This is a genomic window from Micromonospora sp. NPDC047738, assembly GCF_040642675.1.
Lineage (GTDB): Bacteria > Actinomycetota > Actinomycetes > Mycobacteriales > Micromonosporaceae > Micromonospora.
The window spans coordinates 18,374-31,419 of sequence record NZ_JBEYSO010000006.1; the positions used below are offsets into that span (position 1 = coordinate 18,374).

Below are 13,046 nucleotides of genomic sequence, written 5' to 3' on the forward strand. Positions count from 1 at the left end.
ATCCGTACCCGGACCGTGTCGTGGCGAGGCTCAGGCCGTGCCCCAGCTGTAGGTCTGCTTGCGCAGCTTCAGGTAGACGAACGCCTCGGTCGCCAGCACGCCCGGGACGCCGCGCAGCTTCTGGAGGATCTCCAGCAGGTGCTCGTCGTTGCGGCATACCACCTCGGCCAGCAGGTCGAACGAGCCGGCCGTGATCACCACGTAGTCGATCTCCTCGAAGTCGGCGAGCCGGTCGGCCACGGCCTCCAGGTCCCCGTCGGTACGCAGGCCGATCATGGCCTGGCGGGGGAAGCCGAGTTGGAGCGGATCGGTCACCGCGACGATCTGCATGACCCCGGCGTCGAGCAGGCGCTGCACCCGCTGGCGGACCGCCGCCTCGGAGAGGCCGACCGCCTTGCCGATGGTCGCGTACGGGCGTCGGCCGTCCTCCTGGAGCTGCTCGATGATCTGCTTGGCCACGTCGTCGAGCAGAACGTGACTGGCGCCTTCGCGCACGGTGACACGGCGCGCCCCGTTTCCGTTCTCCAGTTGCCGGTTGGCCATCGACCGCTCCCCTGTCCGGTTCCTTCGCGCTGAGCGTAGTGCCCGGGCGCAGTCTGGCGTATTTCGTGGTCGCTGGCTAATCCAACAACGGAATCCCTTGTAAGGGAGGTCACACCATGTCAGGATCAGTCGTCCATCGCCATGACCCTCCCGCCGGCGCGCCTCCCCCGTCCCGCCGCCGACGATGCCCCTTAGGAGTCGTCACATGCGTAGTCCCCTCCGGCCCCTCACCCGGCGTGGTCTGCTCACCGGCACCCTCGGGTCGGCCGCACTGCTCGCGACGGCGGGCACGCTGGCCGGCTGCGGCACGAAGGGCGCCCAACAGACCGAGGCCGGCTGCAAGAGCGAGGATCTCTCCGCGACGGAGAAGAAGCTGGCCTTCTCCAACTGGCCGCAGTACATCGACGTCGACGAGAAGGACGAGTCCAAGCGGCCCACCGTCGAGGCGTTCATCGCCAAGTCCGGCATCCAGGTGACCTACAACGAGGACATCAACGACAACAACGAGTTCTTCGGCAAGGTGCAGAACCAGCTCGCCGGCTGCCAGCCCACCGGGCGCGATCTCATGGTGCTCACCGACTGGATGGCCGCCCGGATGATCCGGCTCGGCTGGATCCAGAAGCTGGACAAGGCCAAGCTGCCCAATGTCGAGGCCAACCTGCTGCCCTCGCTGCGCAATGCGTCCTTCGACGCGGACCGCCAGCTCTCCGTCCCGTGGCAGTCCGGCTTGACCGCCCTCGCGTACAACGCCAAGGTGACCAAGGAGATCCGTACGGTCGACGAGCTGCTCACCCGCCCCGACCTCAAGGGCAAGGTGACCGCCCTGTCCGAGATGCGGGACACCATGGGCCTGCTGCTGCAGTCCAACGGCCACGATCCCTCGAACTTCACCACCGCCCAGTTCGACGACGCGCTGGCCAAGCTCAAGCGGGCCGTCGACTCCGGGCAGATCCGCAAGTTCACCGGCAACGACTACTCCCAGGACCTGAACAAGGGCGACATCGCCGCCTGCATCGCCTGGTCGGGCGACGTGATCCAGCTCGGCTTCGAGAACGACAACATCAAGTTCGTGTCGCCGGAGTCCGGCGTGATGCTCTGGTCGGACAACATGCTGGTGCCGAACAAGGCCAGCCACAAGGCGAACGCCGAAGAGCTGATCAACTACTACTACGACCCGGCGGTGGCCGCGAAACTCGCCGCGTACGTCAACTACATCTGCCCGGTCAAGGGTGCGCAGGCCGAGATGGAGAAGCTCGATCCGGACCTGGCCAAGAACCCGCTCATCTTCCCCGACGAGGCACTGCTGTCGAAGGCCCGGGGCTTCATGGCCCTGGACGAGCAGCGGGAGAAGGAGTACGAGGCCAAGTTCCAGAAGGTCATCGGGGCGTGAGGACGATGGGGCACGAGACACCGGCCGGCGACCTGCGCCTGGCCAACCTGACCAAGCGGTTCGGCGTCTTCACCGCCGTGGACGACCTCAGCCTGACCATCCCGCAGGGCTCCTTCTTCGCCCTGCTCGGTGCCTCCGGCTGCGGCAAGACCACCACGCTGCGGATGATCGCCGGGCTGGAGGAGCCGACCAGCGGGCAGGTGCTGCTCGGCGACCGGGACATCGCGGGGCTGCGGCCGTACAAGCGGCCGGTGAACACCGTGTTCCAGAGCTATGCCCTCTTCCCGCACCTCGACATCCACGAGAACGTGGCCTTCGGGTTGCGCCGGCGAGGCATCCGCAACGTCGGCGACCAGGTCGAGCGGATGCTCGCGCTGGTGCAGCTCGAAGGGTACGGCAGGCGCAGGCCGGCGCAGCTCTCCGGCGGCCAGCAGCAGCGGGTCGCGCTGGCCCGCGCGCTGATCAACCACCCGCAGGTGCTGCTGCTCGACGAGCCGCTCGGCGCGCTCGACCTGAAGCTGCGCCGGCAGATGCAGATCGAGCTGAAGCGGATCCAGACCGAGGTCGGCATCACCTTCGTGCACGTCACGCACGACCAGGAGGAGGCCATGACCATGGCCGACACCGTGGCGGTGATGAACGCCGGGCGGATCGAGCAGCTCGGGCGGCCCGCCGATCTCTACGAGTACCCGGCCACCGCGTTCGTGGCGAACTTCCTCGGCCAGTCCAACCTGCTGGCCGGCGAGGCGGCCGGGCGGAGCGGGGACGACGTGCTGGTCACCGCGCACGGCCTGCGCTTCTCGGTGCCCGCCGGGCGGGCCCGGGTCGATCGGGGGTCGGTCTTCCTCGGGGTACGCCCCGAGAAGCTGCACCTGGTCGAGCGCCCCGAGCAGGTGCCCGCCGGCCACCAGCACGTCGGCGGCGTGGTGACCGACGCGTCCTACGTCGGCGTGAGCACCCAGTATCTGGTGCGGACGGCGTGGGGCAGCGAGCTGTCCGCGTTCTCGGCCAACAGCGGGGTCGGCGGCCAACTGCCGCTCGGCGCCGCGGTGGTGGCGCACTGGGACCCGCGGCACGCGTTCCTGCTGCCGCGCGAATCCGGTGCGGACGACCAGACCACCCCGCTGCTCGACCAGCCGCCGGTGGGTGTGCTCTCGTGAGCGCGTTGGCCCACGTACCGACCTCGTCGGGGCAGGCGGCAGCGCCGCCACCCCGGCGGGGACGCCACCCGGCGCTGCCGTACCTGTTGCTGCTGCCGGGCGCGGCCTGGCTGCTGGTCTTCTTCGCCCTGCCGCTGCTCCAGCTCGCTGCGGCCAGCCTCTACGACCCGGGCGGATCCCTCTCCACCGGGTACGCGATGACCTGGGCCGTCGGCAACTACCCGGACGCGTTGCAGGCGTACTGGCCGCAGTTCCTCCGGTCGTTCCTCTATTCGGCGATCGCGCTGGTGCTGGCCCTGCTGATGGGCTACCCGCTGGCGTACGGGATCGCCCAGAAGGCCGGCCGCTGGAAGAACCTGCTGCTGGTCGCGGTGGTCGCGCCGATGTTCACCAGCTTCCTGGTCCGGACGCTGGCCTGGAAGACCATCCTGTCGGACAACGGCTGGGTGGTGGGGCTGCTGCGGGACGTGCACCTGCTCGGGCCGGACGGCCGGCTGCTGGCCACGCCGGTGGCGGTGGTGCTCGGCCTGACGTACAACTTCCTGCCCTTCCTGGTGCTGCCGCTGTACGCGAGCCTGGAGCGGCTGGACCCGCGCCTGCTGGAGGCGGCCAGTGACCTGTACGCGAGCCCGCTGCGGGCCTTCCAGAAGGTCACCCTGCCGCTGTCCATGCCCGGCCTGATCGCCGGCACGCTGCTCTTCTTCATCCCGGCGACCGGTGACTACATCAACGCCGAGCTGCTCGGCACCCCGAACCAATACATGATCGGCAACGTCATCGACTCGGCGTTCCTGGTCCGGCTGGACTACCCGCAGGGTGCGGCCCTGTCGTTCCTGCTGATGGCGGCGATCCTCGCGATCGTCTTCGTCTACCTGCGCAAGGCCGGCACCGAGGAGGTGCTGTGATGTGCGCGAGGAGCACAGTGCAGCGGAGCCCCGCAGTCGCGAATGAAGGTGAGTTCTGATGCGCCGTTGGCTGGCCGACCGGTGGGTGATGGGCGCGGCTCTGCTCGTCCTCGGCTACCTCTCGCTGCCCATCCTGGTGGTCGCCGGCCTCTCCTTCAACCGGCCGTCCAGCCGGCTGTCCTACGACTTCAACGAGTTCACCCTGGACAACTGGACGCAGCCCTGCGCCACCTCCGACATGTGCGACGCCGTGATCCGCAGCATGGAGATCGGCCTGATCGCCACGGTGGTCTCCACCATCCTCGGCACGCTGATGGCGTTCGCCCTGGTCCGGCACGGCTTCCGGGGGCGCGCCGGGATCAACGGGCTGATCTTCCTGCCGATGGCCACCCCCGAACTGGTGATGGGCACCTCGCTGCTCGCCCTCTTCGTGGCCGCCGGGGTGCCGCAGGGCTTCTGGACCATCGTCATCGCGCACGTGATGTTCTGCGTGTCGTTCGTGGTGGTCACCGTGAAGGCCCGGCTCGCCGGCATGGACCGGCGGCTGGAGGAGGCCGCCATGGACCTGTACGCCAGCGAGTGGCAGACCTTCCGGCGGATCACGCTGCCGCTGGTGCTGCCCGGCATCGTGGCCGCCGCGCTGCTCGCGTTCTCGCTGAGCTTCGACGACTTCATCATCACGAACTTCAACGCCGGCACCACGGTCACCTTCCCGATGTACGTCTGGGGCGCCGCCCAGCGGGGCATCCCGCCGCAGGTCAACGTCATCGGCACGGCGATGTTCGTGATCGCGTTGCTGCTCGTCGGGGCCAGCTCGCTGCGCGGCCGGCGAGCCCGGCGGGCGGCCCTCGCGGCCCCCGTCGCGCCCCGCCCATCAGCGATGAGCGGATCATGAAACTCCCGCATACCGGCCGGGCGTTGGCCGACGCCGCGCCCGTCCCGTACTGGCTCGACCGACCGGAACGCCCCGACCCGCTGCCGCCGCTGGCCGGTCCGCACGACGCCGATCTGCTGGTGGTCGGTGGCGGGTACTCGGGGCTCTGGACCGCCCTGCTGGCCAAGGAGGCCGACCCGGACCGCGACGTGCTGCTGGTCGAGGCGGGCACCTGCGGCTGGGCGGCGTCGGGGCGCAACGGCGGGTTCTGCGCCGCCTCGCTCACCCACGGCCTGACCAACGGCGTCGACCGGTTCCCCGGCGAGATCGACGAGTTGGAGCGGCTCGGCCGGGAGAACCTGGCGGCCGTCGCCGCCACGGTGGCCCGGCACGACATCGACTGCGACTTCGAGCGGACCGGCGAGCTGGCGGTCGCCGTCGAGCCGTACCAGCTCGCCGGGCTCGCCGAGGACGCCGAGCTGGCCCGCCGGTACGGCCACGACGTCCGGCTGCTCGACCGCGACGAGGTACGCGCCGAGGTGGACTCGCCGACGTACCTCGGCGGGCTGTGGGACCGGGACCGGGTGGCCCTGCTCGACCCGGCGAAGCTCGCCTGGGGGCTCCGCCGCGCCGCCCTCGACCTGGGCGTACGCCTGCACGAGCACACCCGGGTCACCGGCCTGTGCCGGGACGGCGGCGCGCTGCGCGCGACGACGGCCGGTGGCCCGGACGGGGTGCCCGGCGTGGTCCGGGCCCGGCAGGTCGTGCTCGCCACCAACGCGTTCCCGCCGCTGCTGCGCCGGCTGCGCGCCTGGCTGGTCCCGGTCTACGACTACGCGCTGATGACCGAGCCGCTGACGCCCGTGCAGCGGAAGGCGATCGGCTGGGCGAACCGGCAGGGCCTGGCCGATGTCGGCAACCAGTTCCACTACTACCGGATCACCGCCGACGGCCGGATCCTCTTCGGTGGGTACGACGCGGTCTACCACTACGGCAACCGGATGGCCCCGGAGCTGGCGCAGCGGCCGGCCACCTTCACCGCCCTGGCCGAGCACTTCTTCACCACCTTTCCCCAGTTGGCGGGTCTCCGGTTCAGCCACCGCTGGGGCGGGGTGATCGACACCTGCACCCGGTTCTGCGCGTTCTTCGGCACCGCGTACGAGGGACGGCTGGCGTACGCGGCCGGGTTCACCGGGCTCGGCGTCGGGGCGACCCGGTTCGGCGCCCGGGTGATGCTCGACCTGCTCGGCGGGGAGGAGACCCCGCTGACCCGGCTCGACCTGGTGCGCAGCAAGCCGGTGCCGTTCCCGCCGGAGCCGTTCCGCGCCGCCGGCATCAACCTCACCCGTTGGTCGCTCGCCCGCGCCGACGCACGCCAGGGGCGGCGCAACGGGTGGCTCCGTACGCTCGATCGTCTTGGACTGGGGTTCGATTCCTGATGCGCATCCTGCTCGTCGGCGCCGGCGGCGTCGGCTCCGCCGCCGTCGCTATCGCCGCCCGCCGCTCCTTCTTCGAGACGATGGTGGTCGCCGACTACGACCTCGGCCGGGCCAGCCGGGCCATCGCGGATTACGACACCCGGTTCGTCGCCGCCCCGCTCGACGCCTCGTCGGCGGAGGCGGTCGCCGCGCTCTGCCGCGAGCACCGGATCACCCACGTGCTCAACGCGGTCGACCCGCGCTTCGTCATGCCGATCTTCGAGGGCGCGTTCGCCGCCGGGGCCGACTACCTGGACATGGCGATGTCGCTGTCCCGCCCGCACCCCGCGCATCCGTACGCGGAAACCGGGGTGAAGCTCGGCGACGACCAGTTCGCTCTCGCTGAGCAGTGGTCCACGGCCGGTCGGCTCGCGCTCTGCGGCATCGGCGTCGAGCCGGGCCTGTCCGACGTCTTCGCCCGCTACGCCGCCGACGAACTCTTCACCGAGATCGACGAGATCGGGGTACGCGACGGCGCCAACCTCACCGTCGACGGCTACGACTTCGCCCCGTCGTTCTCCATCTGGACCACCATCGAGGAGTGCCTCAACCCGCCGGTGATCTGGGACGCCGACCGGGGTTGGTACACCACCCCGCCGTTCTCTGAGCCGGAGGTGTTCGAGTTCCCGGCGGGGATCGGCCCGGTGGAGTGCGTCAACGTGGAGCACGAGGAGGTGCTGCTGATCCCGCGCTGGGTGAAGGCCAAGCGGGTGACTTTCAAGTACGGCCTGGGCGACGAGTTCATCGAGGTGCTCAAGACCCTGCACAAGCTGGGCCTCGACTCGACGCGGCCGGTGTCGGTGCGCGGCGTCGAGGTCGCCCCGCGCGACGTGGTGGCCGCCTGCCTGCCCGACCCGGCCACGCTCGGCGACCGGATGCGCGGCAAGACGTGCGCCGGGACGTACGTCACCGGCACCGGGGCTGACGGCCGGCCGCGGCGGGTCTACCTCTACCACGTGGTCGACAACGAGTGGTCCATGAAGGAGTACGGCCACCAGGCGGTGGTCTGGCAGACCGCGATCAACCCGGTCGTCGCGCTGGAACTACTGGCCACGGGCACCTGGTCCGGCACCGGGGTGCTCGGCCCGGAGGCGCTGCCCCCGCGGCCCTTCCTCGACCTGCTGACCGGCTACGGCTCGCCGTGGGGGATGGAGGAGCGGTGACCCGCTACGGCCCCATGTTCGGCCCCGACGTGACGTTCCTCGGGGTGCCCCCGTGCACCCTGGACGAGCCGGTCAGCTACGCGGACGCGGACGTGGTGATCGTGGGCGCGCCCTTCGACGGCGGCACCTCGCACCGGCCCGGCACCCGGTTCGGCCCGTCCGCCATCCGCCAGGCCTGCTACCTGCCGCACGACGGCTCCCGCCCGTCGCTGGCGCTGCGGGTGGACGGCCTGCAGGACCTCCGCGTCTACGACGCGGGCGACGTGGAGATGTTCTCCGGCGACATCGAACGGTCGCTGTCCGCGCTGGAATCCGCCGTCCACGCGGTCGCGTCCGCCGGGGCGATCCCGATCGTGCTCGGCGGCGACCACTCCATCGCGCTGCCCGACGCCACCGGAGTCGCCCGGCACCACGGGCTCGGCCGGGTGTCGCTGGTGCATTTCGACGCGCACGCCGACACCGGGGACATCGAGTTCGGCTCGCTGCACGGGCACGGCCAGCCGATGCGCCGGCTCATCGAGTCCGGCGCGGTACGCGGTGACCGCTTCCTCCAGATCGGCCTGCGCGGCTACTGGCCCGGCCCGGAGACGCTCTCCTGGATGGCCGACCAGCGGATGCGGTCGTACGAGATGACCGAGGTGGTGGCCCGTGGGCTCGACGAGTGCCTGACCGAGGCGTTCGGGATCGCCACCGACGAGTGCGAGGCGGTCTTCCTCTCCGTCGATGTGGACGTGGTCGACCCGGGCATGGCCCCCGGCACCGGCACCCCGGAGCCCGGCGGGCTGACCTCGCGGCAGCTGCTCGACGCCGTCCGGCGCTGCTGCTACGAGCTGCCCGTGGTCGGGGTGGACGTGGTCGAGGTCGCGCCGCCGTACGACCACGCCGACATCACCGCGTACCTGGGGAACCGGGTGGTCCTGGAGGCGTTGTCGGCGATCGCCCGCCGCCGCCGGGACGCCGTCGGCGGCCCGCCCTGGGACCCGCGCCAACCCCTTCTCGACGGCCGCTGATGGGCCGGCTGATCCCCGTCCGGTCCGCCACGGCCGGTGCCAGGCAGGGCCGGACACCTGGCTGCGCACGATCGCGGTGGACCGCCACCCGCTGACCCGGGAATCGTGACCAGCAGGGATCGTCAGCCGGGGAAGGGGTGGTCCGTCATGCCGCCGGAGGAGACCGCCACGCGGATCGACGGGCCGACCTCCGCTGCCGTGCCGCGAATCCCGCGCCGGCTGCGCCACCCGGACCGGTTCCGCGCCCGGTACGGTCCCTGGGCGCTCGTCACCGGTGCGTCGTCGGGCATCGGGCGAGAGATAGCCGAGGTGCTCGCCGCCGCCGGGCTGCACCTCGTCCTCGTCGCCCGGCGGCGGGACGCCCTGCTCACGCTGGCCGACGAGCTCACCGACCGGTACGGCGTCCAGGCCCGGGTGGTCGACGCCGACCTGGCCACGCCGGCCGGGGTGGACGCGGCCGTCGCCGGCAGCACGGACCTCGACGTCGGGCTGCTGGTGGCCGCCGCCGGGTTCGGCACCTCCGGGTCGTTCCTGGACGCGGACCCCTCGGTCGAGGCGGAGATGCTGGACGTCAACTGCCGGGCGGTGCTGGCGCTGACCCAGCGGTTCGGGCGGCGACTGGCCGCGCGCGGCCGCGGGGGCGTGGTGCTGCTGGCCTCGCTGGTCGGCTTCCAGGGCGCCCCGCACGCCGCCTCGTACGCGGCCACCAAGGCGTACGTGCAGGCGTTCGCCGAGGCGCTGCACGTGGAGTGGAAGCCGCTCGGCGTCGACGTGCTGGCGGCGGCGCCCGGCCCGGTGCACAGCGGCTTCGCCGCCCGGGCGGGGATGCGGATGGCGCTGGCCGCCCGCCCCGCCGACGTGGCGGCTCCCGTCCTCAACGCGCTCGGCCGCCGGGGCACGGTGCTGCCCGGCGGCCTGGCGAAGCTGCTCACCTGGTCCCTGCGGCCGCTGCCGCGCCCCCTGCGGGTCCGAATGATGAGCGTGGTCATGCGCGGCATGCTCGACGAGAACCGCACGCCCGACCGTTAGCCGGGGCCTCCCGTGGTCGGGAGGTCCCGGACGGTCAGGCGAGTCGGGAGCGGATGAGGAAGCGGACCCCCTCCGGGGCCTCGAGGGAGAAGCCGCTGCCCCGGCCGGGAACCACGTCGATGATGAGCCGGGTGTGCTTCCACAGCTCCCACTGGGCGGCGGACATCCAGAACTCGACGGGCTCGGGGACGCCGTCGACGTCGAGCGACGCCAGCAGGATGTCCGAACCGCCGGTGCGGAACTCGCCGGCCGGGTAGCACATCGGGGCGCTGCCGTCGCAGCAGCCGCCGGACTGGTGGAACATGATCGCGCCGTGCTGGCCCCGCAGCGACCGGATCAGGTCGGCCGCTGCGGGGGTCAGGGTGACCGGGTCGGCCATCAGAAGAAGCCCAGCTTCTTCGGGGAGTAGCTGACCAGCAGGTTCTTGGTCTGCTGGTAGTGCTCCAGCATCATCTTGTGGTTCTCCCGGCCGATGCCGGACTGCTTGTATCCGCCGAACGCGGCGTGTGCCGGGTAGGCGTGGTAGCAGTTGGTCCAGACCCGGCCGGCCTGGATCGACCGTCCGGCCCGGTACGCGGTGTTGATGTCCCGGGTCCAGACGCCCGCGCCGAGGCCGTACAGGGTGTCGTTGGCGATCTTCACGGCGTCGTCCAGGTCGGCGAAGGAGGTCACCGAGACCACCGGACCGAAGATCTCCTCCTGGAAGATCCGCATCGAGTTGTCACCCTCGAAGACGGTCGGCTGCACGTAGTACCCGCCGGACAGCTCGCCGCCCAGGTCGGCCCGCTCGCCGCCGGTCAGCACCTTCGCGCCCTCCTGCCGGCCGATGTCCAGGTAGGACAAAATTTTCTCCAGCTGGTCGTTCGAAGCCTGCGCCCCGATCATCGTCTCGGTGTCCAGGGGGTGGCCCTGGCGCACGGCCTTCGTCCGCTCGACCGCCGCGGCGAGGAAGTCCGAGTAGTGGCCCTGCTGGATCAGCGCCCGGGACGGGCAGGTGCACACCTCGCCCTGGTTGAGGGCGAACATGGTGAAGCCCTCGAGGGCCTTGTCGAAGAAGTCGTCGCGGGCGGCGCTGACGTCGTCGAAGAAGATGTTCGGGCTCTTGCCGCCCAGTTCCAGGGTGACCGGCTTGATGTTCTCGCTGGCGTACTGCATGATCAGCCGCCCGGTGGTGGTCTCGCCGGTGAACGCCACCTTCGCCACCCGGGGTGAGGAGGCCAGCGGCTTGCCCGCCTCGACGCCGAAGCCGTTGACCACGTTGACCACGCCCGGCGGCAGCAGGTCAGCGACGAGCGAGAGCAGGTAGTGGATCGACGCCGGGGTCTGCTCGGCGGGCTTGAGCACCACCGCGTTGCCGGCCGCCAGGGCCGGGGCCAGCTTCCAGGTCGCCATGAGCAGCGGGAAGTTCCACGGGATGATCTGCCCGACCACGCCGAGCGGCTCGTGGAAGTGGTACGCCACGGTGTCGTCGTCGAGCTCGCCGAGGGAGCCCTCCTGGGCCCGGATCGCCCCGGCGAAGTAGCGGAAGTGGTCGATCGCGAGGGGGATGTCGGCGGCCAGGGTCTCCCGTACCGGCTTGCCGTTCTCCCAGGTCTCGGCGACGGCGAGGGATTCGAGGTGCTCCTGCATCCGGTCGGCGATCTTGTTGAGGATGACGGATCGCTCGGCGACCGAGGTGCGGCCCCAGGCATCGGCCGCGCCGTGCGCGGCGTCGAGGGCCTTCTCGACGTCCTCAGCGGTGCCCCGGGCTACCTCGCAGAACGTCTGCCCGGTCACCGGGCTGGGGTTCTCGAAGTACCGGCCGCCGTGCGGCTTCACGTACTCGCCGCCGATGAAGTGGTCGTAGCGGGACTGCCAGTGGGTGGGGGCGTCGTAGCGCGTCATGGGTACCTCCGCCGTCCGTCAGGGGTGGATGGCGGGGGACGTTAGTTTCCGCGACGTTGCAGGGACGTTGCGCGCGGCAGGTCGTACTCCTCGGCGAGTTGGCGGGCCCGCGCGACGGCGAGCGGCCGGCGGGGCGCGCCCGGCGGCAACGCCCGCGCCAGGGCCTGCCAGGCGGTGAGGTCGTCGGCGCCGGTGGGCGTCGCGGTCCAGGCCGCGAGCAGCGCCGGGTCCGTGCCGGCCAGCACGGCCGCGCGGAGCTGCCCGTCGACCAGCCGGCGCAGTCGCGCCACTCCGGGCGCGTCCGACCCGGGCAGCAACGGCCCGGGGTACGCCTGCAGCGCCCCCGCCGGGTCGCCGCGTTCCAGCAGCTCCGTGACGGTACGGAAGTCCGCGCGCACGGCCGGCCGCAGCCGGTACGGGCGGGAGTCGAGCAGTTCCTCGCCGAGCGCCCGGCGCAGTCGGGACAGTTCGGCGCGCAGGGTGACCGGGTGCAGCCGGTCGTCGCCGTAGAGGTCGAGGCCGAGCTGTTCGCCGGTGCGACCCTCGGGGTGGTCGAGCAGCAGGACCAGCAGTTCGCTGTGCCGCCGGCCGAGCCGGATACGCCGGCCGCCGACCCGCAGCTCCGCCTCGTCACGGCCGAGCGCGGCGACGTGCACCACGTCGGGTTCGGGCGGCGCGGCGTTGGCCAGGAACGCCTCGGCGGCCCGCGCGGTGGCCCGGACCAGGGCGAGGCTCTGCGGGTTGGCCAGGTGGTCGCCGCCGGTGATGTCGACCGCGCCGAGCAGCCGGCCGGTGGCCGGGTCGTGGATCGGGGCGGCGGCGCAGGTCCAGCGCTGCACCGGCCGGACGAAGTGCTCGGTGGCGAAGATCTGCACGCTGTGGTCGACGGCGAGGGCCGTGCCGGGAGCGTTGGTGCCGGCGTGGGTCTCGTCCCAGCGGGCGCCGGGCACGAAGTTCATCCGCTCCGCGTGCCGGAGCACCCCCGGATGGCCCTCCACCCAGAGCAGCCGCCCGTACGCGTCGCAGACCGCCATCAGGTGCGCGCCGTCGAGGGCGATGCCGCCGAGCAGGTCACGGAAGAGCGGCAGCACCCGGGCCAGCGGGTGCCCCGTCCGGTAACTCTCCAGCGCGGCGTCGGTGAGGTCGACCGGCGCGGTGGTCTCCGGGTCCAGCAGCGCCGACCGCTCCCACGAGCGCCGGACCACCTCGCGGACGCGGTCCGGCGCCCGACCGGTGAGGAACGCTTCGTGGGCGGCGCCGACCTGCGCGATCCGCTCCGCCGGATCGGCACCGAATTCCAGGGCGAGCCACGGGTCAGCCATCGGCGACCTCCTCGCGCCCATCGTGACCCACCTCACCCGGGATCGCCAAGCCGTCGCCATCTTGTCGTCGACAAGTTGCCACCTCGGTCGCAAACGCGCAGCGCATCCTCGGGACCGCCGCCCGCAGTGATCCCGAGATTCCGCTGCGTCGACATTCGCCGGTTCCGGCGGCCCGCGACCCGGCCGCGGGCGGGCGCCTCCGCCCGCTGCCGGCCGTGGGTGGCACACCATGGGCGGCCTGGGGGGGATGGCACCCATGGTGTGCCACGAACAGGTGCTGACCGCCGG

General features: G+C 71.7%; 12 protein-coding genes. 8 read left to right on the forward strand and 4 right to left on the reverse strand.

From position 1 onward, the window contains the following. Positions 1-30: 30 nt before the first annotated feature. Positions 31-543 carry an Lrp/AsnC family transcriptional regulator gene (locus tag ABZ783_RS12085; RefSeq protein WP_357436542.1) on the reverse strand — a complete coding sequence of 171 codons (513 nt, stop codon included), beginning with the start codon at positions 541-543 and terminating at the stop codon, positions 31-33. Between the two features lie 205 nt (positions 544-748). On the opposite strand from ABZ783_RS12085, the gene ABZ783_RS12090 reads away from it, so the two are divergent. The 8 genes from ABZ783_RS12090 to ABZ783_RS12125 all read left to right on the forward strand — a co-directional run bounded on the left by ABZ783_RS12090 (position 749) and on the right by ABZ783_RS12125 (position 9,552). Continuing rightward, positions 749-1,933, forward strand: coding sequence for a spermidine/putrescine ABC transporter substrate-binding protein (locus tag ABZ783_RS12090; RefSeq protein WP_357436543.1), 1,185 nt, complete (start codon positions 749-751; stop codon positions 1,931-1,933). A 5-nt stretch (positions 1,934-1,938) separates the two neighbouring features. After that, complete coding sequence (locus ABZ783_RS12095; RefSeq protein ID WP_357437153.1) at positions 1,939-3,093, forward strand: ABC transporter ATP-binding protein; 1,155 nt, start codon at positions 1,939-1,941, stop codon at positions 3,091-3,093. Continuing rightward, the gene (locus ABZ783_RS12100; RefSeq protein WP_357436544.1) at positions 3,090-3,998 is read left to right on the forward strand and encodes an ABC transporter permease; all 909 of its coding nucleotides are present in this window, start codon (positions 3,090-3,092) and stop codon (positions 3,996-3,998) included. The genes ABZ783_RS12095 and ABZ783_RS12100 overlap by 4 nt, the downstream gene beginning before the upstream one ends. Positions 3,999-4,056: 58 nt before the next feature. Continuing rightward, on the forward strand, positions 4,057-4,893 hold the full coding sequence (locus ABZ783_RS12105) for an ABC transporter permease (protein ID WP_073832826.1): 837 nt from the start codon (positions 4,057-4,059) through the stop codon (positions 4,891-4,893). Next, positions 4,890-6,311 (forward strand): FAD-dependent oxidoreductase, encoded by a 1,422-nt coding sequence (locus tag ABZ783_RS12110; RefSeq protein ID WP_357436546.1) that lies wholly within the window; start codon positions 4,890-4,892, stop codon positions 6,309-6,311. The genes ABZ783_RS12105 and ABZ783_RS12110 overlap by 4 nt, the downstream gene beginning before the upstream one ends. Next, the gene (locus tag ABZ783_RS12115; protein ID WP_357436548.1) at positions 6,311-7,513 is read left to right on the forward strand and encodes a saccharopine dehydrogenase C-terminal domain-containing protein; all 1,203 of its coding nucleotides are present in this window, start codon (positions 6,311-6,313) and stop codon (positions 7,511-7,513) included. Before ABZ783_RS12110 ends, ABZ783_RS12115 begins: the two co-directional genes overlap by 1 nt. Continuing rightward, complete coding sequence (gene speB, locus ABZ783_RS12120; protein WP_357436550.1) at positions 7,510-8,523, forward strand: agmatinase; 1,014 nt, start codon at positions 7,510-7,512, stop codon at positions 8,521-8,523. The genes ABZ783_RS12115 and speB overlap by 4 nt, the downstream gene beginning before the upstream one ends. Before the next feature lie 147 nt (positions 8,524-8,670). After that, the gene (locus tag ABZ783_RS12125; protein ID WP_357436551.1) at positions 8,671-9,552 is read left to right on the forward strand and encodes an SDR family NAD(P)-dependent oxidoreductase; all 882 of its coding nucleotides are present in this window, start codon (positions 8,671-8,673) and stop codon (positions 9,550-9,552) included. A 34-nt stretch (positions 9,553-9,586) separates the two neighbouring features. On the opposite strand, the gene ABZ783_RS12130 is transcribed toward ABZ783_RS12125, so the two are convergent. Genes ABZ783_RS12130 through ABZ783_RS12140 form a run of 3 tightly spaced genes read right to left on the reverse strand, consistent with a single transcriptional unit; the run spans position 9,587 to position 12,758 of the window. Then, entirely contained in the window at positions 9,587-9,931 is a 345-nt protein-coding gene (locus tag ABZ783_RS12130) for a DUF779 domain-containing protein (RefSeq protein ID WP_357436553.1), read from the reverse strand. Beyond that, positions 9,931-11,436, reverse strand: a complete 1,506-nt coding sequence (adh, locus tag ABZ783_RS12135; protein ID WP_357436555.1) for an aldehyde dehydrogenase — start codon at positions 11,434-11,436, stop codon at positions 9,931-9,933. The genes ABZ783_RS12130 and adh overlap by 1 nt, the downstream gene beginning before the upstream one ends. Before the next feature lie 41 nt (positions 11,437-11,477). Further along, a complete protein-coding gene (locus ABZ783_RS12140) occupies positions 11,478-12,758 on the reverse strand; it encodes a GAF domain-containing protein (protein ID WP_357436557.1) in 1,281 nt (426 codons plus the stop codon). Between the last annotated feature and the right edge of the window lie 288 nt (positions 12,759-13,046).